The 23723-nt window shown below is 59.5% G+C and carries 16 protein-coding genes; 10 read left to right on the forward strand and 6 right to left on the reverse strand.

Annotation, left to right across the window (positions count from 1 at the left end; genetic code table 11):
• The first annotated feature begins 88 nt into the window (after positions 1–88).
• Positions 89–3667 (forward strand): ATP-binding protein, encoded by a 3579-nt coding sequence (locus ACODNH_RS19085; protein ID WP_434530847.1) that lies wholly within the window; start codon positions 89–91, stop codon positions 3665–3667.
• Between the two features lie 1365 nt (positions 3668–5032).
• On the opposite strand, the gene ACODNH_RS19090 is transcribed toward ACODNH_RS19085, so the two are convergent.
• Both ACODNH_RS19090 and ACODNH_RS19095 read right to left on the reverse strand, forming a co-directional pair.
• Entirely contained in the window at positions 5033–5482 is a 450-nt protein-coding gene (locus ACODNH_RS19090) for a UPF0179 family protein (RefSeq protein WP_434530848.1), read from the reverse strand.
• 32 nt (positions 5483–5514) lie between these two features.
• Positions 5515–5892, reverse strand: coding sequence for a DUF5820 family protein (locus ACODNH_RS19095; RefSeq protein WP_434530849.1), 378 nt, complete (start codon positions 5890–5892; stop codon positions 5515–5517).
• A gap of 601 nt (positions 5893–6493) precedes the next feature.
• Between ACODNH_RS19095 and ACODNH_RS19100 the strand changes: the two genes are divergently transcribed.
• The 5 genes from ACODNH_RS19100 (at position 6494) to ACODNH_RS19120 (ending at position 14713) form a co-directional block, all read left to right on the forward strand.
• Positions 6494–8566, forward strand: a complete 2073-nt coding sequence (locus ACODNH_RS19100; protein ID WP_434530850.1) for a PrkA family serine protein kinase — start codon at positions 6494–6496, stop codon at positions 8564–8566.
• The gene (locus tag ACODNH_RS19105) at positions 8566–10848 is read left to right on the forward strand and encodes a PrkA family serine protein kinase (protein ID WP_434530851.1); all 2283 of its coding nucleotides are present in this window, start codon (positions 8566–8568) and stop codon (positions 10846–10848) included. Before ACODNH_RS19100 ends, ACODNH_RS19105 begins: the two co-directional genes overlap by 1 nt.
• The gene (locus ACODNH_RS19110; RefSeq protein WP_306707133.1) at positions 10839–12152 is read left to right on the forward strand and encodes a YeaH/YhbH family protein; all 1314 of its coding nucleotides are present in this window, start codon (positions 10839–10841) and stop codon (positions 12150–12152) included. The genes ACODNH_RS19105 and ACODNH_RS19110 overlap by 10 nt, the downstream gene beginning before the upstream one ends.
• Positions 12149–14188 (forward strand): SpoVR family protein, encoded by a 2040-nt coding sequence (locus ACODNH_RS19115; RefSeq protein ID WP_434530852.1) that lies wholly within the window; start codon positions 12149–12151, stop codon positions 14186–14188. The genes ACODNH_RS19110 and ACODNH_RS19115 overlap by 4 nt, the downstream gene beginning before the upstream one ends.
• Positions 14189–14320: 132 nt before the next feature.
• Positions 14321–14713: a secondary thiamine-phosphate synthase enzyme YjbQ gene (locus ACODNH_RS19120; RefSeq protein WP_434530853.1), complete on the forward strand. Its 393-nt coding sequence runs from the start codon at positions 14321–14323 to the stop codon at positions 14711–14713.
• 23 nt (positions 14714–14736) lie between these two features.
• Here the strand turns inward: ACODNH_RS19120 and ACODNH_RS19125 are convergent, their stop codons facing one another.
• A complete protein-coding gene (locus ACODNH_RS19125; protein ID WP_434530854.1) occupies positions 14737–16719 on the reverse strand; it encodes an AMP-dependent synthetase/ligase in 1983 nt (660 codons plus the stop codon).
• Positions 16720–17191: 472 nt separating this feature from the next.
• Between ACODNH_RS19125 and ACODNH_RS19130 the strand changes: the two genes are divergently transcribed.
• The 3 genes from ACODNH_RS19130 to ACODNH_RS19140 are packed head-to-tail and all read left to right on the forward strand — an operon-like array spanning position 17192 to position 20751.
• A complete protein-coding gene (locus ACODNH_RS19130) occupies positions 17192–18340 on the forward strand; it encodes a poly-gamma-glutamate biosynthesis protein PgsC/CapC (RefSeq protein ID WP_434530855.1) in 1149 nt (382 codons plus the stop codon).
• Entirely contained in the window at positions 18337–19503 is a 1167-nt protein-coding gene (locus ACODNH_RS19135; RefSeq protein WP_434530856.1) for a Mur ligase family protein, read from the forward strand. The genes ACODNH_RS19130 and ACODNH_RS19135 overlap by 4 nt, the downstream gene beginning before the upstream one ends.
• 9 nt (positions 19504–19512) lie before the next feature.
• Positions 19513–20751, forward strand: a complete 1239-nt coding sequence (locus tag ACODNH_RS19140; RefSeq protein ID WP_306707157.1) for a poly-gamma-glutamate hydrolase family protein — start codon at positions 19513–19515, stop codon at positions 20749–20751.
• Between the two features lie 85 nt (positions 20752–20836).
• Here the strand turns inward: ACODNH_RS19140 and ACODNH_RS19145 are convergent, their stop codons facing one another.
• Positions 20837–21643, reverse strand: coding sequence for a poly-gamma-glutamate hydrolase family protein (locus ACODNH_RS19145; RefSeq protein ID WP_306707162.1), 807 nt, complete (start codon positions 21641–21643; stop codon positions 20837–20839).
• 239 nt (positions 21644–21882) lie between these two features.
• On the opposite strand from ACODNH_RS19145, the gene ACODNH_RS19150 reads away from it, so the two are divergent.
• Entirely contained in the window at positions 21883–22092 is a 210-nt protein-coding gene (locus ACODNH_RS19150; RefSeq protein WP_306707166.1) for a hypothetical protein, read from the forward strand.
• A gap of 100 nt (positions 22093–22192) precedes the next feature.
• Here ACODNH_RS19150 and ACODNH_RS19155 read toward each other — a convergent pair whose 3' ends face one another.
• Positions 22193–22372, reverse strand: a complete 180-nt coding sequence (locus tag ACODNH_RS19155) for a DUF7576 family protein (protein ID WP_004592530.1) — start codon at positions 22370–22372, stop codon at positions 22193–22195.
• Positions 22373–22511: 139 nt separating this feature from the next.
• Positions 22512–23693: a bifunctional sugar-1-phosphate nucleotidylyltransferase/acetyltransferase gene (gene glmU / locus ACODNH_RS19160; protein WP_434530857.1), complete on the reverse strand. Its 1182-nt coding sequence runs from the start codon at positions 23691–23693 to the stop codon at positions 22512–22514.
• Positions 23694–23723 lie beyond the last annotated feature (30 nt).

Here is a 23723-nt window from a genome sequence, read left to right on the forward strand (position 1 = left end):
CCCCCGACTGGAGCGCCTGGGGGCTTTCTATGCCAACATAGCCGCCCCTCCAAACATTTTAAACCAAACACATACAAAGTAAATTACAATGAAGGCAAAAGAAAATTTACCGGTCCCAGTCGAGGAGACCCGGCAGTACATCCGGATCACGCCGACAGACGAACCAGTGGATCCGGACACCGTCAAGGCGCAGTTCGAACGCCTGCATAGACTAGAATCCCAAAACACCAACACTGGCCTTCTAGACCGATTCACCGGGTCCCAACCAACGATCGAAGTCTATCTAGTCGCCCCACCGGAAGACACGCAGACCATCCAGTACTACGTCGGCGTCGACACCCCGGACCTCCAGGAACCACTCGAGCGTATCCTTCGCACACTGTTCCCGGACAGTTACGAGTTCCAGACGGTCCAGTGGGCGCCGACACTGCTCCCTGAAGAGCCCGCAGCCGGCGTGCAGTTCGAAGCACAACCCGAACGACGCAAGGACTGGCAAACCCGGCTCACGCCGTTACACGAGTTTCAGCACGACGGCGAGCACGTCCGCACGCCACTGGCGAGCGTCGTCGAGTCGATGGCCGCCACTGAGGGCCCAACTCTCCTGCAGATACTTATCCGCCCCAAAACGGACTGGTCGACCGACAGAGATCTCCACCGACGAACGCTCGAAGAGGGTCGGGAATCGTGGGCCGGACAGGTTATCACCGCACTGCTGGGCCCGGCCGAGAGGAGCCACACCGACACGCCGATTCCCGTCGAAGACCGGACGCGTCTCGAAGAACTCGCCGACCGGGATCCCCGTCGTTCCTTCGAGGTCAACGTCCGCGCCGTCCTGTGCAACGACACGGACCAACACGTCGCCGACGATCTCGCAACAGCCTTCGCCGAGGTGAGTCACTCCTGTTACGAGATTACCGGCACCGTCTGCACGGGAACGGACGCAACCGATCTTCGAACCCAGATCTGTGACCGGGCGTTCCGGCCCGCTGACTACGACCGACTGCAGTACCGCCTTCCGTTCACTACTCCATCCAGTCCGGGGATCGTCGCCGACGCGAGCGAACTGGGGAGCTTCTGTCTGCTCGATGGGAGCGCGCTCACGACTGCAGCCAGACGTGCCCTCGCGACGACACCCGGTGAGCGACGCATGCTCCCACCGCCGCCGCCGTCACATCTCACCCCCTTTCGTGACGACGGCCTGCCGCTTGGCCGTCCGCTCTCACAGGACGGGACGGCCCGGGACGAGCCAGTAACGCTCCCGCCGTCACTCCAGTCGCTACATGTCGCATGGTTTGGCAAAACCGGGTCGGGCAAGTCTACCAGTCTCACAAACGGGATCCTCGCGAACCACGCGGCCACCGACGGAGCGGATATCGTGTTCCTGCCGAAAGGAGGTGGGATGGCTACCGAGTATATGCGTGCTCACTACGCCACGTACGGCGACCTTGATGACGTGTTGTACTTCGATTGTGCCGCGCTGTTACCTGCCCTCTCGTTTTTTGATATCCGCAAGGATCTCGAGGCTGGCGTTTCTCGGACCACCGCTGTTGAGGATAAAGCCGACCACTACCTCGAACTACTCGTGGGGATCATGGGCCGTGACCGGTTTGAACAGGCCGTCCGGTCGCCGGATATCATCCGCTATCTGGTGAAAGCGCTGTTTGACCCGGTCAACGGCGACGACGCCTTTCAGCATCGTGACCTGCACGCAGCTGCCCAGGAGATGCACGACCGGCAGTCCGCCCCGGCCGTGGCCGACGAGGATCTTGAACGACTGCTTTCCGGTGTCGTGGCCAACAGCGCCCGTTCGTTCGATGAGATCATGCAGGGAGTCGCCAACCGGATCGAGAAGATTCCTGTCGACCGCCGACTGGCCCGTCTGTTCAATCACGTCCCTAGCGACGACGATCCCCACTTCGACTTTGGTGAGTTCCTCGATGAGGACGTCGTCATCGTTGTCGACACTGGCCGCGTTCGCACGGACACCCAACGTGTTATGACGCTTGTACTACTGTCGAACCTCTGGTCTGCCCTGCGCCGGCGCGCCCAGTCGACACCCTCGACAGAATCATATAATCTCGTTAATGTATATCTCGAAGAAGCCGCCTCGGTTGCTACCTCGGATATCTTACAGGATCTGCTCTCACAGTCGCGTGGCTTCGGTGTCGGGATCACACTCGCGATGCAGTTTCCCGACCAGCTCCGCCGGATCGACGACGCCGTCTATCGAGAGTTGCTCAACAACGTCTCGACGTTCATCACCGGCAATGTCCCAACTGACGACCGACTGGCCAGCCGGTTCACCACCGCGGATATGTCAGAACAAGAGATTGCCGACCAGCTCAAGTGGCTCCCCCGCGGAGAGTGGCTGGTTCAGTTACCCGCCCCTTTCGACCACCCCGAACCACGACCGTTTCAGGTGGAATCTTTGCCACTCCCAGCTGGCAATCCAGACGGGCCCGGACAGTCGATCCCAACCGACGATATCGAGCCGATAGTTGCGGACGTAACAGCGCGGACACGGTCAGAAGCTGGACTCACCCTTGCGTCACCGAGCACTCCCGACGAAACCGGTGACAGCGATGATCCGACCGACGAGTCCGCGCCTGTGCGGGTCGATAGCGCTCTCCCACAGACGCGTCGGCTCCCGGAGACGGTTTCCTACGACCGTGAGAGTCACGCCCTGCACTGTCAGGACTGTGGGAACCGGTATGATCCGTCCATCGACGGGATGCGGCGTGCGATCGCCTGCTGTGGTTCCCTTGCCGATGTCGACCCTGATGACGTGCCGATCTGTACGCTGAATCTGAAGCGCTCGGCCGAGGAACGCGCAAACAGTGAATGGTCGACAACACAGCTGTGTTTCCTGCAGGCGGTCTACAACGCCCAGCAACTCCGATATGACCCGCTTGAATACGATCTCCTGTCCGATTCGATGCTTCGATTACAGGAGTATGTCGGTATCGAGAGCGATGCCGTCCAGGACCTTCTCGATGCCGACGTCCTGCGCCACGATACGGACCGCCCCCATCGCCTGTACTCGGTGACCCCTGCAGGCAGGGACGCTATCGGGGAATCGTACCGCCGTGGCGTCGATTACGGCCACGAATGTGGTGATCTTGAGGAATCCAGCGAGCACGTCCTCGCCGTGGAGGCGGCCCGGCTCTATCTCGAGCACAAGTACGCCGCGGACCCGGAGTCACCAGTGACACAGGTCGTCCCCTACTACGAAATTCAGGACGGCTCGCTCCCGGCTGCGACGTTCATGGGGACGGATGAAGACGCTGTCGAGGAAGTCTCAGAGTCCTACTCATTGCATCGGCTGGACCTTGTCGGGTTGGATGCCGAGGGCGAGATCCGTATTACGCTTGAGGCCGAACGCGTCAACAACGACCATCGACGCGCTGTCCCTGCTGATTTCGATAAGATGGCCGCGTGTAATCCCGACGAGGCCATCTGGGTCGCCATGTCGCACGACGCCGCTCATGAGATTCTTGCCGCGCTCAATGATCCACTGGAGGGCGAGCCACGTGTCGAGAAAACGTATTCCGAAAGCACCCCTGCGAGTTCCTTCACCATTGACGAACCCGGCTTCTCGGACATCATCACAGTTAACCAGCTGCTTGATCGGGTCGATCGCCCGGATCCGCGTGACCTGCAAGGCTAGCCTGGGTTGAGTGGGCCCGCTACACATGGCCAAAACCGTTCTTTGTCGATCTGGGGGTGTCCAACCCAGGGCTCCAGCCCCGCAACAAGGTGACTAATCGCTGTCGAGCCTGGCTAGATGCGTGGGGATATCAGCTGGCAAATGCCGTAGCTAACTGGCCAACGCGGCTCTATTCGTCGGACAGCGCCCTGCTCGAAGCCAGTCTGGAACTACCATGTCATGCCGGTTTGTTATTTTAATTTGAGGTTTCGGGTGCATCAAAATTTCCAACCTTGGTTGCAGTCTTGCGATTCTCTCTAAGGTTGGAGATAGTTACTACTCTGGTATATTTTGAGTCACCGATCTGTATTTCCCACGGAGCGCCCCGCTCGCCTGCCTTTTCCTCATGTTTCGCCCGTCTGCCCGTTCTGTCTGCTTGTTGGTTGGTGTCTAGGGAGTGCTAGAACTGCTTTGATTTATTCTACCGGTGGATTTTCCCAAGGTTGCCCAGCGAAAACTGCATTGGGAAACACCAGTTCCGCAACCTCGGGTGTTCATTTTGCATACCTCTCTACATCGGGCATTGGTGGAACCAACTTTGTGGATATATCAGGTATTGAAGGAGCGCAATAACTGAATCGTTCTTTTCGGAAACCAAGGGTAGTTCGATTTTGGAACCAACTTCGAAACCACAATTCCAGAAGCAACTGACCCTATCCCGCGGTCGGTACACTATTCCATCTGGGTAGGTCGGCCCTGCTTCTTGAATTGAGATTCCACCTGAAATTGTACTACCTTGTGTGTTTCCATCACACAATATTTCGGATGCCGATATGGCCAGCAGTTCGATGCAGCGGATGTAGTCGGTGCTGGGAACATGATACAAGAACTACTATTCTAGCTAACGGCTTTGCTGGTAACAGTGGAAGGCCAGCAATCCCAGAACTGATTGAGGATCTTGACCCGATGCAATAGAGGGTATGTTCGAATTTAGGTTGACGAGAAACGTATGCCAGCAAACTTGATTGCAATCAATGTGACATCTGACCGACTCATAGGAAATATTTTATTCATGATACAATATATCCCGAGCTAAATATAGTCTAATATAAGAGTGATGATACTGATAGAGATTTGTGCATCCCATAGATCATTCACGGAAGGTAATCATTTGATTCGTGTTATTGTTGAATAATCAACCGATTCTGGGGTGTGCCACACCCGCTGGAAGTGAAAGCATAGATCTGTTTCAGGTATGCACCACAGTTGAATACCACAGAGGGTGTCATATGACTCTGCACAAAGTGTTACTTTCAGCTAAGGTCCCTGAATAGACTATCTAGTGTCCTTACGAATCTCTGGCCTGGGAATGGAGGTGGCACGAAGCTATTCTTGGGGAGCTTCCAACTCCACCAACGTCAGATCTCGATCTAGCATACAGTAGTCATGCGGCGGGTCACCAACAATCTCGGATATCCGATATTCCTCATCAAACTCAGCCCCAGCAGGCTCACAGTAGGGGTGGCTGGGACACTCGGTGTGCGGACAGGGGCCCGGCAGCGACGCCTTACTCCCAGCGTACGCACCCTTCGAGGGGACGTTGGCCTGAATCGGTGCGGGCTCAACCTCAACGGCCCGAACGCCGTTTTCATGCACGGCACAGTCTAGCGTTTGGCCGCTCTGGCGGACGTTGGTGATCCGGTAGCGGTTTCCGGTCGTCAGATTGAGGCATTGGTCGCGGTAGGGACAGTCAGCACAGCCGCTGGCTTCGCCGCGGTAGACGAACTCCGCGCCGACCTCGGCGAGGCGCGTCCCGACGAGCGTGACAGTGGTCATACCGGGTTATACAACGCCGGCACGGTAAAGCGTCATGTCCGCCCGGTCAGGGCGTCCAGTTTGTCCAGATACGCCTCGCGGGGCACCTGATACAGCGAGCGGTAGTCCAGCTCGCCGTCGGCGAACCGAGTGGCGAGTGCGACAGCGCCCTCAACGGCAGCGTCGCGGCCCTCGTAGGAATCGGCGTCGCGCTCGACTTCGGGCTCAAGATAGAAGGTAACATACCAGCTTTCTCCGGTCCGGTCAGCGCCGGGGCGGCGGGTCCGTTTCCCGCGCGTGAGGTAGATAGTCGGCAGGCACGGTGCCGGGAACTGCTCCGAGTCGAACACGTCCGGGCGGTACGCGAGGATGAGCTTCTCGTCGGTCTCGTTCCACACCGTCCAGTCATCGGGGAGGCCCGACAGGTCCATACAGCCGAATCGGTGTGGACGGGCAAGAATCCGCTGGTCCGTCCCAGGCCCAGATACCGGCACTCGGTTGCACGACGGCAACAGCGATGCGCTGAGTGGCGCTGCCGTGTGTCCCGTTCTCGTTCGTCAATCAATCCGGCAACAGATTCACATCAATCCAGCGCTAAACACTGGCCGACCCACCAGAGAGAACAGTTGACAACCGACACAGTATATAAACCAATGCCAAAATAATGAGACATGGTAACATGGGTGTGCCCCGCCATCCCCGCATTCGAACGACTATCGGACCGGAATTTATCGGCGGTATGCACATAAGAGGGCAAAGTTCTTATATGAACAGAACTCGTACGGTAAATAGTATCGGAAACAGTTCGACACTGCTTCCCGTTACCACACCAGGTCGGAACAGTCCCCGTGTTCCGTCCGGCAGGTCAGCCATGGAAGGGCACACGCGTCACCCCGCAGTGAAGGGTGAGCCAGCGGCTGTTTGCGGTCACATCTGCAGCGGACAGCACCGACACCGAGTAGCGACACAGCCCCGAGACCAGCCCGCGACAGTCGGTGGTCGCCTGCAGCCACGACGAACTACTGAGATAGCATGAGCAAGAACAACGAGACACTCGAAGCGCTGAGCAAGGAGTACCGTGATACGATACCGGCGGACCTCCGGAAGACGAACACGTTCGACTGGTATCTGCAACAGTTGTACGATGAGCCGGAGATCGCCCGCAACGCCCACCAGCGCGTGGCGGATATGTTCGACTACTACGGCAAGAGCTACGACGAGGAGGCCGGCGTCGTCGAATACGAACTGGCGAGTGAGGACCCGCTCCACGACGGTGAGAACACCTTCTACGGACGGGTCATCCACGAGGCGATGCACGAGTTCGTCAACAAGGTCAAATCCGGTGCTCGCGGGCTCGGCCCCGAGAAGCGGATCAAGCTTCTTCTGGGGCCGGTCGGGTCGGGGAAGTCCGACTTCGACCGGCAGGTCCGGCGCTACTTCGAGGACTACACGAGCCGGGACGACGGCCGGATGTACACGTTCCGCTGGACGAACCTCTGTGACGTCATCCACGACCAGGATCCCGCTGACGATGTGGTTCGGTCGCCGATGAACCAGGACCCGCTCGTGCTCCTCCCGCAGGCACAGCGGGACAAGGTCATCGAGGACATTAACGCTGAACTCGATGCCCCCTACACTATCCGAAACGAGCAGTCGCTGGACCCCGCCTCGGAGTTCTATATGGACCGCCTGCTGGCCGAATATGACGACGACCTGCAGTCCGTCCTCGAGAACCACATCGAGATCGTCCGCTTTGTCGCCGACGAGAACCAGCGGCGCGGGATCGAGACGTTCGAGCCCAAGGACAAGAAAAACCAGGACGAAACGGAGCTCACGGGCGACGTCAACTACTCGAAGATCGCCATCTACGGCGAGAGCGACCCACGAGCCTTTGACTACTCCGGGGCGTTCTGTAACGCCAACCGCGGCATCTTCTCCGGCGAGGAGCTGCTGAAGCTCCAGCGGGAGTTCCTCTATGACTTCCTCCATGCCAGTCAAGAACAGACAATCAAGCCAAAGAACAACCCCCGTATCGATATCGACCAGGTCATCGTCGGCCGGACGAACATGCCCGAATACCGGGACAAGAAGGGCGACGAGAAGATGGAGGCGTTCAACGACCGGACCAAGCGAATCGACTTCCCGTACGTCCTCCAGTACGAGGCTGAGGCCAACATCTACCAGAAGATGCTGCGCAACGCCGACCTGCCGGATATTCAGGTCGAGCCCCACACGCTGGAGATGGCGGGCCTGTTCGGCGTCCTCACCCGCATCGAGGAGCCCGACAACGAGTCCATCGACCTCGTGCAGAAGGCGAAAGCCTACAACGGCGAAATCGACGAGGCAGACGACGTCGACGTGAAGAAACTCCGCGAAGAGGCCGAGAAGATGGCCGACATCGGCGAGGGGATGGACGGCGTCTCCCCGCGGTTCATCGGCGACGAGATCGCCGAGGCCATCATGGACTCGATGCACCGCAGCCGGGACTTCCTCTCACCGCTGACGACCTTCAATCACCTCGAAGGCAACCTTGAGAACCACGGCTCCATCGACGAGGAGTCGTTCAGCAAGTACTACCGCTTCCTCGAACTCGTCCGCGAGGAGTACAAGGAGCGGGCCATCGAGGACGTGCGCCACGCGCTGGCCTACGATATGGACGAGATCCAGCGTCAGGGCGAGAAGTACATGGACCACGTCATGGCCTACATCGACGACGCGACCGTCGAGGACGAACTCACCGGCCGCGAGCAGGAGCCCGACGAGCAGTTCCTGCGCTCCGTCGAGGAGAAGCTGAACCTCCCCGAGGACCGCAAGGACGACTTCCGGCAGGAAGTGTCGAACTGGGTGTCCCGTCGCGCACGCGAAGGAGACACGTTCAACCCACAGGACAACGACCGCCTGCGCCGTGCCCTCGAACGCAAGCTCTGGGAAGACAAGAAACACAACATCAACTTCTCCGCGCTGGTCTCCAGTTCGGAGATGGACGATGAGGAGCGCAACCAGTGGGTCGACGCCCTCATCGAACAGGGCTACTCCGAAGAGGGGGCCAAGGAAGTGCTCGAATTCGCCGGTGCGGAGGTCGCCAAAAGCGAGATGGAAGAGTAATGACTGGCGAGGAGTACATCGACCGCGCGGACGAGTCACTCGACGCCGCCTACGAGGCCCCGATGAGCCTCGCGGAGTACGTCGACACCGTCCTCGAAACGCCACAGGTCGCGGCCCACGCCTCAAAGTACCTCCTCGACGCCATCGAGGACGCAGGGACACGGATGGTCATCGAGGAGGGCGAGGAGAAGGAGCGCTACCGCTTTTTCGACGACCCGTACAACGACGGCGAACACGCCATCCTCGGCAACACTGAGGTGCTGAACGCCTTCATCGACGACCTCCGCTCGATTGCGGCGGGCCGCGGCAAAGACGAGAAGATCATCTGGCTCGAAGGTCCGACAGCCACGGGGAAGTCCGAACTGAAGCGCTGTCTCATCAACGGTCTGCGGGAGTACTCGAAGACCCCCGAGGGGCGGCGCTACACCGTCGAGTGGAACGTCGCCGGGGCCGGCGGCAACGCCACCAGCATGACCTACGGGAGCGCAGCCATCGAAGACGAGGACGACTGGTACGAGAGCCCCGTTCAGGCACACCCGCTGACGGTATTCCCCGAGGACGTGCGGACGGACCTGCTCGCCGAGGTCAACGAGCGGCTCGACGACCACATCCCGATCCGTGTCGACGGGCAACTCGATCCGTTCTCCCGGGAGGCCTACGACTTCCTCGAAGAGCAGTACCGACGGCAGGGCGAGACGGACCTGTTCTCGGCGGTCACCCAGCCGTCCCACCTCCGGGTGAAGAACTTCGTCGTGGACGTGGGCCGGGGCATCGGCATCCTCCACTCCGAGGACGAGGGGACGCCCAAAGAGCGCCTCGTCGGCTCGTGGATGCACGGGATGCTCCGCGAACTCGATTCGCGGGGCCGGAAGAACCCACAGGCGTTCAGCTACGACGGCGTCCTCTCGCAGGGTAACGGCCTGCTGACTGTCGTCGAGGACGCGGCCCAGCACGCCGACCTGCTCCAGAAGCTGCTGAACGTCCCCGACGAGTCCCACGTCAAGCTCGACAAGGGCATCGGGATGGACGTGGACACGCAGCTCATCATCATCTCGAACCCGGACCTAGAGGCCCAGCTGAACAAGCACGCCGACCGCGAGGGACAGGACCCACTGAAGGCACTGAAACGCCGGCTGGACAAACACGAATTCACGTATCTGACGAATCTCTCGCTGGAGGCCCAGCTTCTGCGCCGTGAGCTGACAAACGAGACGCGGGTCTGGGACCCCGAGACCTGGGACGAACTGGAAACGTGGATTCAGGAGCCACTGACTATCTCGGTCCGGGACCGGGTCGAGACGGCGACCGAGAAGGAACTGGCCCCGCACACCGTCGAGTCCGCGGCGCTGTACGCTGTCGTTTCGCGGCTCGACAGTGCCGAAATCCCGACCGGGCTGGACCTCGTGGACAAGGCCCTGCTGTTCGACCGTGGCTACCTGATGGAGGGCGACGAGCGTGTCGACATCGACGACTATGATCTGGAGACCACCGCCGATGACGGCGACCACGGTATCCCGGTCACCTATGTCCGCGACATCATCGCCGACCTGCTGCACGAGCCACAGGACCGACACCATCCCGACCTCCCGGTCGAACACGTGCTGATGCCCAGGGACGTGCTCAACGCCGTCGCTGAAGGGCTTTCAGACGCGCCTGTGTTCTCGACCGGTGAGGCCACGGAGTACGAGGAACGTGTCGTGACTGTCAAGAACTACATCTTCGGCCAGCAAGAACAGGACGTGCTTGACGCGATGATGCGGGACAAGCGCGTCGACGAGGCGACCGTCGAGGAGTACATCGAGCACGTCTACGCCTGGGAATCGGACGACCAGATCGAAAACGAGCGGGGCGAACTCGTCGACCCGGACCCACTGAAGATGAAGGTGTTTGAGATCGAGCACTTGGGCCGCTTCGACGAGAAGAACTACGACGGCAACGAGCCCGACCACGCCGTCGAGCAGTTCCGCACCGACAAGATCATTACGGCCCTGAACCGCCATGCGTGGCAGCGCCGCGACGAGGAGTTCCGTGTGGGCGACGTGAACCCCAAGGAGATTCCGGTCATCAACACCGTCCTCGGGAGCTACGACTGGGACGACATCCAGCGGACCTACGAAGACTTCGAGCCCGGCCAGTGGGACAACCCGCCGTCCGGAACCGAGACGGCCCGCCTCAAGGCGAAGACGCTAGATAACATGGTCGAGATGTTCGACTACACCGAGGCGTCGGCCGAGTTGACGAGCCGACACGTCATGAGTCAGGTGAGTTATAGATGGGACTAAAAGACGACCTCGAGCGGTATCGTGACGTGGGCGAGGAGCGCCGACAGGACCTCTCCGAGTTTATCCAGTACGGCGACCTGGGCCAGTCTCGGGGCGACTCGGTCCGCATCCCGATCAAGATCGTCGACCTGCCGGAGTTCGAGTACGACCAGCGTGATCAGGGTGGCGTCGGCCAGGGCGAAGGCGCCGAAGAGGGCGACCCGGTCGGCCAGCCACAGCCCCAGCCCGGCGACGACGGTGACGAGGACGGCGAACCCGGCGAGGAGGGCGGCGAACACGAGTACTATGAGATGGACCCCGAGGAGTTCGCCGAGGAACTCGACGAGCAACTGGGACTCGACCTCGAACCGAAGGGCAAGAAAGTCATCGAGGAGAAAGAGGGTGACTTCACGGACATCACCCGATCCGGCCCCTCCTCGACGCTTGACTTCGAGCGGCTGTTCAAGAAAGGGCTCAAGCGGAAGCTCGCGATGGACTTCGACGAGGACTACGTCCGTGAGGCGCTCAAAGTCGACGGCTGGGGGCCGGCCACCGTCTACGAGTGGACCCGCGAGCAGAATATGCCCGTCTCGAAGGCGTGGATCGACGACGCCTACGAGGAGCTGCCAAGCGAGGAGAAGGCCGTCTGGGACTCCATCGAAGAGATGGAGGACAACGTCGAGGAGGTCGAGACCTCCCAGCGCATCCGTCAGGAAGGGGTCAACCAGATCCCGTTCCGCCGTGAGGACGAGCGGTACCGCTACCCCGAAATCGTCGAGGAGCGCGAGAAGAACGTCGTCGTCGTCAACATCCGGGACGTTTCCGGGTCGATGCGCCAGAAGAAGCGGGAACTGGTCGAGCGGACGTTCACGCCGCTTGACTGGTATCTCACGGGCAAGTACGACAACGCCGAGTTCGTCTACATTGCCCACGACGCCGACGCCTGGGAGGTCGACCGCAACGAGTTCTTCGGCATCCGCTCGGGCGGGGGCACCCGCATCTCCAGTGCGTACGAACTCGCCGCCGAAGTGCTCGAAGAGGAGTACCCCTGGAGCGAGTGGAACCGCTACGTGTTCGCGGCGGGCGACAGCGAAAACTCCTCAAACGACACCGAGGAGAAGGTCATCCCGCTGATGGAACAGATCCCGGCGAACCTCCACGCCTACGTGGAGACCCAGCCGAGCGGTAATGCGATCAACGCCACCCACGCCGAGGAGGTTGAGCGCAACTTCCGGGACGCCGACAACGTCGCGGTTGCGTACGTCTCCTCGCCGGAGGACGTGGTGGATGCCATATACGACATACTCAGCACGGAGGACCAATGAACAACGATAGATTCGCGAAACAGCGCGTAGCCGATGACCTCGACGAGCCCGTCGAAGAGGCTGGCAATCTGGCCAGAAAGCTCGGCCTGAAACCGTATCCGGTGAACTACTGGATCGTCGACTACGACGAGATGAACGAACTCATCGCCTACGGCGGGTTCCAGCAGCGGTACCCGCACTGGCGCTGGGGGATGCAGTACGACCGCCAGCAGAAACAGGGCCAGTTCCTCGGTGGGAAGGCCTTCGAGATTGTCAACAACGACGACCCGGCCCACGCGTTCCTGCAGGAGTCGAACACGCTGGCCGACCAGAAGGCCGTTATCACTCACGTCGAGGCCCACGCGGACTTCTTCGCCAACAACGAGTGGTTCCGGATGTTCACCGACGGCTCCTCCCGAACGACGACCGACGCCTCCGGCGAGGACCGTCGTCGCGGCCCCGACGCCGCGGGGATGCTCGCTCGACACGGCGACACCATTCAAGAGTACATGCAGGACCCCGACATCGAGCGGGCCGAGGTCGAGCGGTTCATCGACCACGTCCTCTGTCTGGAGGACAACATCGACCAGCACGTCCCCTACAGCCCCGTCGAGACGGTTCCCGAGGAGTTCGAGGACATCGAAGGGGCCGACGTGACCGACCAACTGGATGATCTTGAACTCTCTGAGGAGGTCAAACGGCAGGTGTTCGACGAGGAGTGGCTGGACGCCCAGCGCGATGACGACGAGAACGTCACGTTCCCCGCCGAACCTGATAAGGACGTCCTCGGGTTCCTCCGCAAACACGGCATGCAGTACGACGCAGACGCCGAGCGCGCCACCGAGATGGAGGACTGGCAGAAGGAACTGCTGGAACTGCTTCGTCGGGAGGCCTACTACTTCGCCCCACAGAAGATGACGAAGGTGATGAACGAGGGATGGGCCTCCTACTGGGAATCCCTGATGATGACCGGCGAGCAGTTCGCCGGCGACGACGAGTTCATCCTCTACTCCGACCACATGTCGAAGGTGCTCGGATCGGGCGGGCTGAACCCCTACAGCCTTGGGCTGGAAATCTGGGAATACGTCGAGAACACGGAGAACCGCCGCGAGGTCATCGAGCGTCTGCTCCGGGTCGAGGGTATCACTTGGCGGAACTTCGACGAGAGCGTCGACTACGAAACCGTCCAAGACCACCTCGAACCCCCTGAGTGGCTCACCAACATTCCAGGCCAACTCGACGACCTCAACCCCGAGGACTCACGCGTCGATTCCGAGGGGCTAGCAGCGGCCCGCGACGGCGAGTTCGACGTGGAACAGTACCCGTGGAAGGTCCTGACCTACGAGGGACTGGCTCACCGGCACTACTCCTTAGTCAAGCCCCAGTACCGCGGCTTCGTCTCCCGGATCGGGCAAGAGGAACTGGAGCGGACCGCTCGCTATATGTTCGATGACTCGCGCTACGACAGCGTCGAGGAAGCGCTTGCAGACGTGGACTACACCCGCGGCTGGGAGCGGATGCGGGAGATACGGGAGAGCCACAACGACGTGACGTTCCTCGATGAGTTCCTCACCCAGGAGTTCGTCGACGACAACGACTACTTCACCTACGAGTACACCCACGCGTCGGGCGATTACCGGGTGACCTCAACGGACCACGAGGACGTCAAAAAGAAGCTGATGTTGCAGTTCACTAACTTCGGCAAGCCCACCGTCGTCGTTGAGGACGGAAACTATCAGAACCGCAACGAACTGCTGCTCGCCCACCAGTACAACGGCGTGATGCTCGACATCGGGCAAGCCAAGGAAGTGCTCAAGCGCAGCTTCGAACTCTGGGGCCGCCCGGTGAACCTCCTGACCATCGTCAAGGAGTTCGACGACCACGACGTGGAAGTCGCCAAGCGCCGCGACCGCGAGCCCGAACCCGAAGAAGTCGGCAAGCGCATCCGCTACGACGGCGACGAGGTGACCGTCACTGATGTGGACTGGGCCGAGGTCGAGCACCTCACCGCAACCGATATCGATTACAACACCAAGCCGGACGAATGGCTGGCCTGAGCGCTGTGTGGCACTCCCGACGAAGGCTGAGAACCGCCCTGCGACGCTGACAGGCAGTTTCTCGTTGCAGCCACCCGAATCGTATGTCATAAATGACCTATCTTCACATAGGTCCGGGGAGTGGGATTCGATATGAACGCAACTCGGTTCACCGTCAAAAGCGACACGCACACAGACGTGATTGATATCACCGACCGGGTTCGGGACGTGATTCCTGAAGACACCGAAGGGACCTGCACCGTGTTCGTCCGTCACACCACGGCGGGCATCACCGTTAACGAGGCCGAGCCTCGATTGCTGGGTGACCTTGGCGACGCACTCGGGGACCTTATCCCGGACAGCGGGTGGGACCATGACGAACTGGACGGCAACGCGGATTCACACATCCGGGCAATGTTCGTCGGGCCAAGCGAGACGATTCCCGTCCGCGACGGGGACCTCGATATGGGGACGTGGCAGTCCGTGCTGTTCGTTGACTGTGACGGACCGCGCGAACGAGCCGTTGACGTGGTCGTCACCGACTAAATCGGGGTTCCAGTGGCCGTCAGTCAGGCCGCCTCAACCTGTTGCTCGCCGTATATTTCGGCAAGTTTCTCGCGGTACGCGCTGCGGATGTTGCGGCGTTTCTTTTTCATTGACGGGGTGAGCAAGTCGTTCTCGGCGGTCCACTCCCGGGAGACGAGCGCAAACGACTTGATCCGCTCGACACGTTCCAGTTCCTCGTTGACCGCGTCGACGGCCGTCTGGACCCACGCGTGGACGCGTTCGTCATCAACCAGTGCTTCGGGGTCGTCGGGAAGGTCGACACCCTCGCTTTCGGCCCACCGGTGGAGTTCCTCGAAGTTCGGGACGAGTATCGCGCCGACGAACTTCTGGTCGTCGCCGACAACCATGACCTGATCGACCCGGTCATTCGTCGCGAACTGGTCTTCGATCGGCTGTGGCGCGACGTTTTTGCCCGTCGAGAGGACCAGCAGTTCCTTGAGGCGGTCGTGATAGATGAGGAACTCGTCGTCGGTTCGTTCAACGATATCGCCGGTGCGGAACCACTGGGTGCCGTCGATTTCCGTGAAGGCCCGTGTCGTCGCATCGGGCGCGTTCCAGTACCCCTGAGTGACGTTCGGGCCATTGACGAGCAGTTCGCCCACATCGCCAGTGACGTTGTCGAACTCGCTGGCGTCGACGACCCCGGTATCGATGTGAACGTCGACGTCATGCAGTGGGGCTCCCAGGGTTCCGGGCCGGACGTCCTCCGGTGGGTTCACAGTCAGGACTGGCGATGTCTCCGTGAGGCCGTACCCTTCGAGTATCGTTAGCCCCATCCCGAGGAACGTCTCACAAAGCGTTTTTGAGAGGCTGCCGCCGCCACTGACCATGAACTCGATGTTCCCGCCAAGCCGTTCTTTGACGGTGCTGTAGACGAGGCGGTCCGCAAGTGAGTGTTTTGCCGTGAGTATCGGTCCCGGATTGTCGGTCCGGGCATAGTCGCGGGCCACGTCCATCGACCAGTCGAAAATCCGCTTTTTCAGCGGGGACTCGCTGGCCTGCGTTCGCATATTGTCGAAAATCCGCTCGTAGACTCTGGGAACGCTTAACCCGGTCATGGGTTTGACAGTCTGAAGGTCGTCAGCCAGCGTATCCGGACTCTCGGCGTAGCTCACAGCCGCGCCGGAGGCGTACATGAAGAAATGGCCCGCGAGGCGTTCGAACACGTGTGCCAGCGGGAGGAACGCTATCGAACGCGTGTCTGGGGTAACGGTTGGTAGTTCCGACGGCTTGTCCGGTCGTGGCCCGATTCGCCTGCGCGTCTGATTGACGTTCGCCCGGAAGTTACGGTGGGTGAGCCGGACCCCTTTCGGCTGGCCTGTTGTCCCGGAGGTGTAGATGAGACTCGCCAGATCGTCGGGGTTACGTTCGTCCAACCAGGACTGGTATGCCGTCTCGCTAAACGTCTCCTCGCCGCGCCTGTACACCGTTTTGAGCGTGTACACGTCCTCTCGGTCCACATCAGTGTCGTCCATGACGACGATGAACGAGAGTGACAGGTCGTCCTCGATAGCCAGCACACGGTCCAGCATCTCAGCGTTCTCCACGACGACGGCGCTCGCCTCTGGGTCCGATAGCAGATACTGCACCTGCTTCGACGAGGAATCCGTGTACACGGTCGTCACCACCCCACCCGCAGACAGAATGGCAAAGTCACTCAGCGCCCACTCCATCCGCGTGTTTGCCAATATACCAACACGAGCGTCCGAGCCGACACCCAGGTCCCGGAACCCTGCGGCCAGGTATTTGACCAAATGATGCATCCGCTCGTAACTGAGAGCGGCGTAGTCGCCGTCAGGAGCCGCCGGTATCACATCGTCAGTCAGTGACCGATCATAGACACCACCCTTGTACAACTGTGCCGTCGTGTCGGCGTTCCGCGCTGCGCTTGCGGCGAACATCTCACCCAGTGTGTCGTCACCGATGACTTCGTCAGTGTACTCCTCCTCAGCCTGACGCCAGCCAGCGTGATTGCCCGCGGTCATGTCATGGGTCGTTGTTCATCGTGGGAGCCCAAATACGTGTAGGATGTTAACAACTAGTTGGTTTGTCGGAGTTGTTTTGCGGAAGTCGTATAGCTCGTCGATAGTGCTGATACGATGTCGAAAGTCAGTCAGATAATCTATATTTTCTGTGGCAGTGTGCGCACTCAGGAGTGATATTGTCTGACAGTCTGATAAATAAGGCAGTAAGTTCGACTTGCTTCTAAAACGTTTTTCTGTGCCCTCACACCCCCATTTTGCGTGATATTAACGTCATACTATTAGACGGTTTGAGCCGATTTGTGATACAGCGCTATGTTTTTCTGGTGTATAATTAACATAGGTCAATTAATAGAGTATTCGAGAGGAGTTTAAATCAATGCTGCCAACGCTATCAGACCAGGTCGATATGACCCCCGAGGTACAGCTTTCTGCAGAGATCAGACGCGTGTACACTGGGTGTACATAGACCGATATGATACTCTCCGGCCTACTCGTTATTACTGGGTTGACACTCGGCGTGACAGCCACGCAGTTGTGGGACCTCAGGCTGTCAGGGGTCATTGTCGTGCCCCTGTTTGCACTGTACACACTATATGACGTCTCATCCTTGCCAGTGCTGGTCGTCAGTGTCGCGGCTGCGTATTGGTGCCTTACCGTCGTTTCCGAGCGGACGCTGTTGTACGGTCGAAGACTACTATACACCGCAATCTTGTTCGGCGCGGTCATCCCGTGTATCGCCGTCGCCGTACTGGCATCGTTCGGCTATTACACCAACTCGATTGAGGTGTATGCGATCGGAAGCATTCTCCCGGGAGTCGCAGCGTATAACCTCCATCGACTTGAGTTTGAGCGACTAGTTGATGACATCGTCGCTACGGTCGCTGCGTACATTGGCCTGCTCATACTCGGTTCTGCACTGGTCTCAGAGACCACACTGGCACTGCTTGGGACGGACGCAACGCTCCTGTTTTCGCCAGCATCTGATGTCGCACAGCTCCGGAATGTCGCTGTTGCAGGCGGTAGTTTCGAGATGGTACATGGTCCAATAGTCGGCCTGAGCGTTCTGTTCTTGGGACTCCTGGTATCGTTGTTCGTGGAGACAGTCTGGAACGTCCGGCTGTACGGGATTATCGCGCTCCCGCTACTGGCGCTGTTTGTTGTCGCTAGGCCGTCCGTGTTCTTGCTCTATGCCGCCTTCCTGCTGGCGACGTATGCGATCATTCAGTTCATCCATCGGCGGACATTGGTGTATGGGCGGGTCCTCCTTTCAATGGCAGCCGTCACTGCTGTGTTGCTGTCCGTCCCCGCCGAGATGCTTACCGCGCTTCCGGGCAATTACCTCTTATTCACCGCGCTGATCGCCGGAATCGGTGCATACAATATCCACCGCCTCTCTGTGGCTGAACTCCGCCAGTCGACCCGTCTTTCAGCAGCCATTTTGGGCGTATTTGTGCTGCTGGTGTCAGCACTGACGGCGCCCCCGCCAGTACCCGGTGGAGTCGGAACGGTTGCGCTGATGGCAGGTATAGTGCTCATCCCAGGCGGGCTAACAGCTGCCCGGCTTGAACAGCAACGACGACTCGATAAGCGATGGCGACCAGTCAAGCGGGACGCAGTATGAATTTCAGAAAATATCTCCAGCGGCTGCGCAACGTTGCGAGCCGAGGACCGTCGCACAAAGCTCGATTAGAGAATATAGACGAGAAGATCGTCGTAACCGGCACCCGTGGGAAGTCCGGCGCAACGCGCTGGCTCTACGAGATTCTGTACGGTCGCGGACGAGATGCGTTCGCGAAGATTACCGGGAATCGCCCACTCGTTTTGCATGACGGGGAATCGCACCCGATTGAGCGAGGGCGTCGAGTCACGCTGTACGAAAACGAGGCCCAACTACGCCAGTATGCACCAGTCGAAACAGCGATCTTCGAGAATCAGGCAATTGGTGAGTACACTACGCGAACGGTCCATCAGCGGTTCACCGACCCAGATGTCATCTTTCTTACCAATATCAGGAGCGATCACCTTGACTGGCTCGGGGATACCCCTACACAGATAGCCCGGTCGTTCGCCAGAACGATTCCCGATGGGGTGACGCTCGTCGTCGGCGAACAGCGTCCGACCCTTCGCGCAGTGCTGAAACGAGAACTGGAGGATACTGACGTTCGGATCCGCTGGGTGCTGGTTCCGAAGCCACTGCGAGATGTACCGGGCGCAGAGACGATACTCGGGCTGAATGAGGTGCTTGAGGCACTTGGTGAACAGCCGCTCTCTGACCGACAAATAGAGGCCTATATCAATGAAATGCAGGTCAGATGGACATCACTGGGCGACGGCCGCGTATACAATGCTGCGTCAGTCAACGACATCGACAGTACCGAAATCGTCCGTCGGGCACTCGATGACAGCGAGATTGACACGATTCAGCCGCTGATATACTTGCGTCCAGACCGCCGTGCCAGAACAGCGTCGTTTGTGTCGTATCTGGACGGGTTGTATTCGGATGACGTGTTCGAGGTCACGCACGCTGTTGGGCCGCACGCGGAACTGTTCGACAAACAGGCGTCATTCCCGGTTGCGACGCACGATGCATCGAAATCTGCGAGTGCTGTGTTAGATGCAGCGCTATCACCGGGCTGGCCGGTTTTCATCATGGGGAACACTGTCGCCGACTTCATGCGCGACCTCGAAGCCGAAATCGAGGCACGGAGGGCTGACAGTAGCCAGGAAATGCCGGAGAAGTCCACGTCAGTGGACGAGCAACGAACGATCGAACGCACGCAATAACGATTACCAATGACAGACGAGACTACCGATAACGATGGCGCACAGTCGACGAACACCCCTGCTGCCACTGGCGACACCGACAGTAGCCAGTCGACCACCAACGAAAAAGCACCGACCGAGACCACAGCAGACGCGAGCGAGAGAAACAGTGGAATCCGCCGGCGGGCGGTAATCGCTGGGACGCTCGGCTCCCCCGCTCTGTTCGGAGCCGGCTTTGCTGCCGTAGATTCATTCGGCATCCCCAGCATGCCGACTCTAATCGGTGTCGGGGCTGCCAGTCCGTTAGAGCAGGCGAGAAACGGTACTGCGACGGCTGGGCAAGTAGACAGTGCCGCCGTCACGATCGACGAACAGACAGCACAGAATCTCCCAACGAACCGCTACAGACAACTCCACATTGCGGAGCCGATCCGCAATATGCTCGAACGCGACCGTGGCGATCAGGTGCGTGTTACGCGCGGAAACGATGCTGCCGTCTATACGATCAGTAAAACCATCAGTGGAGATCCAAGTACTGTTCGGACCTCATCAGAGGGCAAATGCCGCGTTTCCTTCTACGAGGATGGGAGCTTCGCTGACGACCGGCGGTGGGGTTCCCTGCGTGGGGATGATAACTGTAGTCTCGCCGACGAAGCGTTTGACGTTGAGATCGATCCACGAGTCCCTGCACCAGACTTGAGCCCTAGTGAAGCAAAGGACCATGATGAGCTCATCGAAACGCTCGACATGGGTGGGAGTGAGTACGCCATCCTCGCACCACACGGCGGACAGATCCAGCCGTTCACGGGCGGGCAGGTCACACGGCTCCAGTCAGAATTCGCTGATACCAACCTCACGTCTTGGAAACTCCAGGGATACGGGACGGACACGAGTTTCTACCGGTGGTACGTCCCATCGGCAGAGCTCTCGACGATCTGCTATCCGCGTCTCGCCGAACTGTCCGAGCAAACATACGACTACGCAGTCAGTTTCAACGGTATCAACGAGAAAACGATCTATGTCGGTGGCGCTGCATCCGAAAACATCCGACAGTCAGTTGCCGATGCGATTGACAGCGCGCTGCCCCACGACGGGTCACCAGTCAAACTGGGTGAGAGCCACTACGCAGCAGACAGCCCACAGACGTTAGTCAATCGGGTTACTGAGAATCAGTCGAACGGAATCTGGATCGGACAGCCCATCGCCGACAGACGAAAGTACAGCGACTTGATCGCTGATGCTGTCGGGTCGGCGCTGTTCGACAGCTGAAGACGAAACTGTGTTCGGGCCCAACCGTTCCGTCCTAGTTTCTGAAGACAGAGGTTCTAGACGGTGGCTGGGCTCATGCGGTCTCCTACAGCGCTTCAAATACACCAGCGACTGCGTCAGCAACAGTATCTCTTCGGTCGTCTCTGACCGCCCACGGTTGCTCAATCTGGACGCCGTCGCTCCCGGATTCGGTAATCCAGTTGACGACGTTGTCCGGCGAATCGCCGTCCCGTGAGCCATCAGTAGCAAGGCGAACGTCACAGTCGACAACCTCGGAGATGGCGTCGCGAACATCAGCGCGGAGCCAGGTGGGTGCAGCGCCGCCAATCCCCACGTGAGACTCTGACCAGCCATGGAAGGCGACGGCGTGGTCAAACCCCCGATCAGAGATATCTTGTAAGGCCGGGAACGATTCCGGGTGGATAGCTGTCGAGGTAACGTGCCACCGACGGAACGCCCCGCCGCCGGGCGACCATCCCGAACTACACCACTTGGTTGCGTCCAGTTGGGCTGTCATACGCTCTGCCTGGGTGTCAGTTCCCCACTCAATGTATCCGCCGTGTGGCGCAAGAACTGCCAGTTCAGACTTCTCCGACTCAGTTGTCTGTTCTATAAACCCACCTTCTGCCTTGGCTGTTTCTTCATCGAGATTCGAATCGATAACATCTGAACGGCCCTCAACGCGGAACGACCCGTTTTTCGCTCGCAGACGATCTCTCCCACTGTTGCTGACATATCCGAACGTATCGTCCGAGATATCAACAGTGAATACTGCGGCCTCGCCGTCATATACGAGTCGAACCTGCTGGTCCGCCTGAACACCGAGAGCGTCCATCGTCGACTGTGGAAGCCGGCATCGCTCCGCAGAGCCGATACTGTCGCTCGCTTTCATCCGCACAGTCGTATCGTTACGGCCGGAGCCGGGGCCTGGGTTTCCCCTCACAACAGTCGCACCGATTGTAAAAATGGCACTGCCAGCACTTGAAAGAACAGTTCGTCTTGTGAGTCGATCCATCACGTCTCAACAACATAATCTGTTTTATACGCATTGTGGCCAGATTATCTGCTCTGATAATCCTTCAGAACCATCATTACAGTATTATTTTTATCGGAACGGTCCGTGGTCTTCCCATGGTAATTTCATCTGAGCCGGTCTGGGGGGACGCAATAGACGACTTCGTACAGGAGTATCAGAACGCGATTGTTTATGCTGACAGAGAGCAAGAGACAGTCCTCCACGAAGGTGAGGTCCGTATCCTGGCAAACGGATGGGTCAAACTCCCCACAGGGAGACTACTCTCTCCCGATGCAGTGCATCACATCGATATCGAGCCGGTGTAAACGGACGAATCGTTGATACATCCCTGTGGTCTGTCAGAGACGCACTGCGGACAATACGGTATCCGGGCGTTTGCCGTTGAACTGGGAGAAAACAGACGCGTTATTGCCACTCTAGCCGGCAGTCCTCGTTGCAAAAGTGAGCGGTTTCGACACTGCCGTCCTCGATCCATGTAATAACGCGATGGGTCACTTCGTTAGCGATAGCGTCACCGCAGGTGGCACACTCCGGGGCCTCGTCCTCGTCGATATCCTCGTGGTGATCTGATGTCGGGTCGACCATCTTAGTTGAGAGTGTCTTTCACGGCACTTAATCCCACATACTTGCACTGAACGTCACGAACATACACGAATGTCGAGTCGGTAACAGAAGGGCAACTATGCGTACTTACGCCAAACGGAGACTCACCGTGAAACCCGCGCTATCGGTCTCGCGTGACAGATTCACCGGGAGTCGTCGTCGCGCCCGATGAGAGAACAACGCCGGCGTTCAGACTGGTGTTGATCGCGGTCTTCGCATTGTCGCCCGCGACGACGCCGAACTTCCGCCGGCCCGTCGAGACGCGGTCGCCTTTCACTGTTATCCGGACCGGGTCACCGTCGTGGCGAAGGTTCGCCACCTGCGTTCCAGCGCCGAAGTTGACCTCGCGGCCGATGACGCTGTCACCCACGTAGGACACGTGAGGGACGTTCGAACCAGCCATCAAAACCGTGTTCTTGAGTTCGACCCCATGGCCGACATGGGTATCCTCGCCCAGGAGGGTCGCACCGCGAATGTAGGCGTTCGGCCCGACGTGAGCGCCCGAACGGACCAGCGCCGGCCCCTCGATGACGACGCCGGGTTCGATGACTGCGCCCTCCTCGACGACGACTTCGCCGCGCAGGTCTGCATCGCCCCGCACCTCGCCGTCGAGTCGCCGGTCCAGTTGTCCCAGTTTCCACTCGTTGGCCTCCAGTAGCTCCCAGGGCCGGCCCACGTCCAGCCAGCGGTCGACTTCGACGGCAGTGACCGTCGACTCCTCAATGACTCTCGCGAGGACGTCTGTGATTTCGCGCTCCCCGCGGTCGCTGAGCGGCACGTCCAGCCAGTCCCGTGCCGCAGCCGGGAAGACGTACGCGCCGGCGTTCGCCAGGTCCGTCGGCGGATCGTCCGGCTTCTCGACGATGCCGGTGATGGTGTCGCCCTCGGTCGACAGGACGCCGTAGCTCGTCGGGTCATCGACGCGGTAAGCGGCGACCGACGGCGCGGCATCGAAAAGGCCACTGAGACTCTCGGTGTCGTAGAGGTTGTCGCCGTTGAGGACAGCGAAGGGACCATCGAGGTGTTCCTTTGCGGCGGCTACCGCATCGGCGGTCCCCAGTTGCTCCTCCTGTACGGCAAAGCTGACCGGGACGCCGCTGTACTCCTCACCGAAGTACGAACGGACCGCCTCGGCCTCATAGCCAACGACGAAGATGAGTTCATCGGCCCCCGCCTGAATCGCGGTGTCGGCGGTGTGTGCCACCAGCGGCCGGTCCCCAACCGGTAGCATCGGCTTCGGTGTGTAGTCAGTCAACGGCCGCATACGCGTCCCTTGCCCCGCCGCGAGTACGACTGCTTGCATGGTCTTCCCGTCACCCGGCCCCGAAAAATA

Source organism: Haloarcula sp. NS06 (genome assembly GCF_051122755.1).
GTDB lineage: Archaea > Halobacteriota > Halobacteria > Halobacteriales > Haloarculaceae > Haloarcula.

Excerpts from the sequence above, each read along its gene's own strand:
- ACODNH_RS19125 (WP_434530854.1), bottom strand. The coding sequence starts at position 16,719 with ATGACCGCGGGCAATCACGCTGGCTGGCGTCAGGCTGAGGAGGAGTAC.
- ACODNH_RS19155 (WP_004592530.1), bottom strand. The coding sequence starts at position 22,372 with ATGGTCGACCCGACATCAGATCACCACGAGGATATCGACGAGGACGAG.
- ACODNH_RS19085 (WP_434530847.1), top strand. The coding sequence starts at position 89 with ATGAAGGCAAAAGAAAATTTACCGGTCCCAGTCGAGGAGACCCGGCAG.
- ACODNH_RS19100 (WP_434530850.1), top strand. The coding sequence starts at position 6,494 with ATGAGCAAGAACAACGAGACACTCGAAGCGCTGAGCAAGGAGTACCGT.
- ACODNH_RS19135 (WP_434530856.1), top strand. The coding sequence starts at position 18,337 with ATGAATTTCAGAAAATATCTCCAGCGGCTGCGCAACGTTGCGAGCCGA.
- ACODNH_RS19090 (WP_434530848.1), bottom strand. The coding sequence starts at position 5,482 with ATGACCACTGTCACGCTCGTCGGGACGCGCCTCGCCGAGGTCGGCGCG.
- ACODNH_RS19130 (WP_434530855.1), top strand. The coding sequence starts at position 17,192 with ATGATACTCTCCGGCCTACTCGTTATTACTGGGTTGACACTCGGCGTG.
- ACODNH_RS19095 (WP_434530849.1), bottom strand. The coding sequence starts at position 5,892 with ATGGACCTGTCGGGCCTCCCCGATGACTGGACGGTGTGGAACGAGACC.
- glmU (WP_434530857.1), bottom strand. The coding sequence starts at position 23,693 with ATGCAAGCAGTCGTACTCGCGGCGGGGCAAGGGACGCGTATGCGGCCG.
- ACODNH_RS19120 (WP_434530853.1), top strand. The coding sequence starts at position 14,321 with ATGAACGCAACTCGGTTCACCGTCAAAAGCGACACGCACACAGACGTG.
- ACODNH_RS19105 (WP_434530851.1), top strand. The coding sequence starts at position 8,566 with ATGACTGGCGAGGAGTACATCGACCGCGCGGACGAGTCACTCGACGCC.
- ACODNH_RS19115 (WP_434530852.1), top strand. The coding sequence starts at position 12,149 with ATGAACAACGATAGATTCGCGAAACAGCGCGTAGCCGATGACCTCGAC.
- ACODNH_RS19110 (WP_306707133.1), top strand. The coding sequence starts at position 10,839 with ATGGGACTAAAAGACGACCTCGAGCGGTATCGTGACGTGGGCGAGGAG.
- ACODNH_RS19150 (WP_306707166.1), top strand. The coding sequence starts at position 21,883 with ATGGTAATTTCATCTGAGCCGGTCTGGGGGGACGCAATAGACGACTTC.
- ACODNH_RS19145 (WP_306707162.1), bottom strand. The coding sequence starts at position 21,643 with ATGAAAGCGAGCGACAGTATCGGCTCTGCGGAGCGATGCCGGCTTCCA.
- ACODNH_RS19140 (WP_306707157.1), top strand. The coding sequence starts at position 19,513 with ATGACAGACGAGACTACCGATAACGATGGCGCACAGTCGACGAACACC.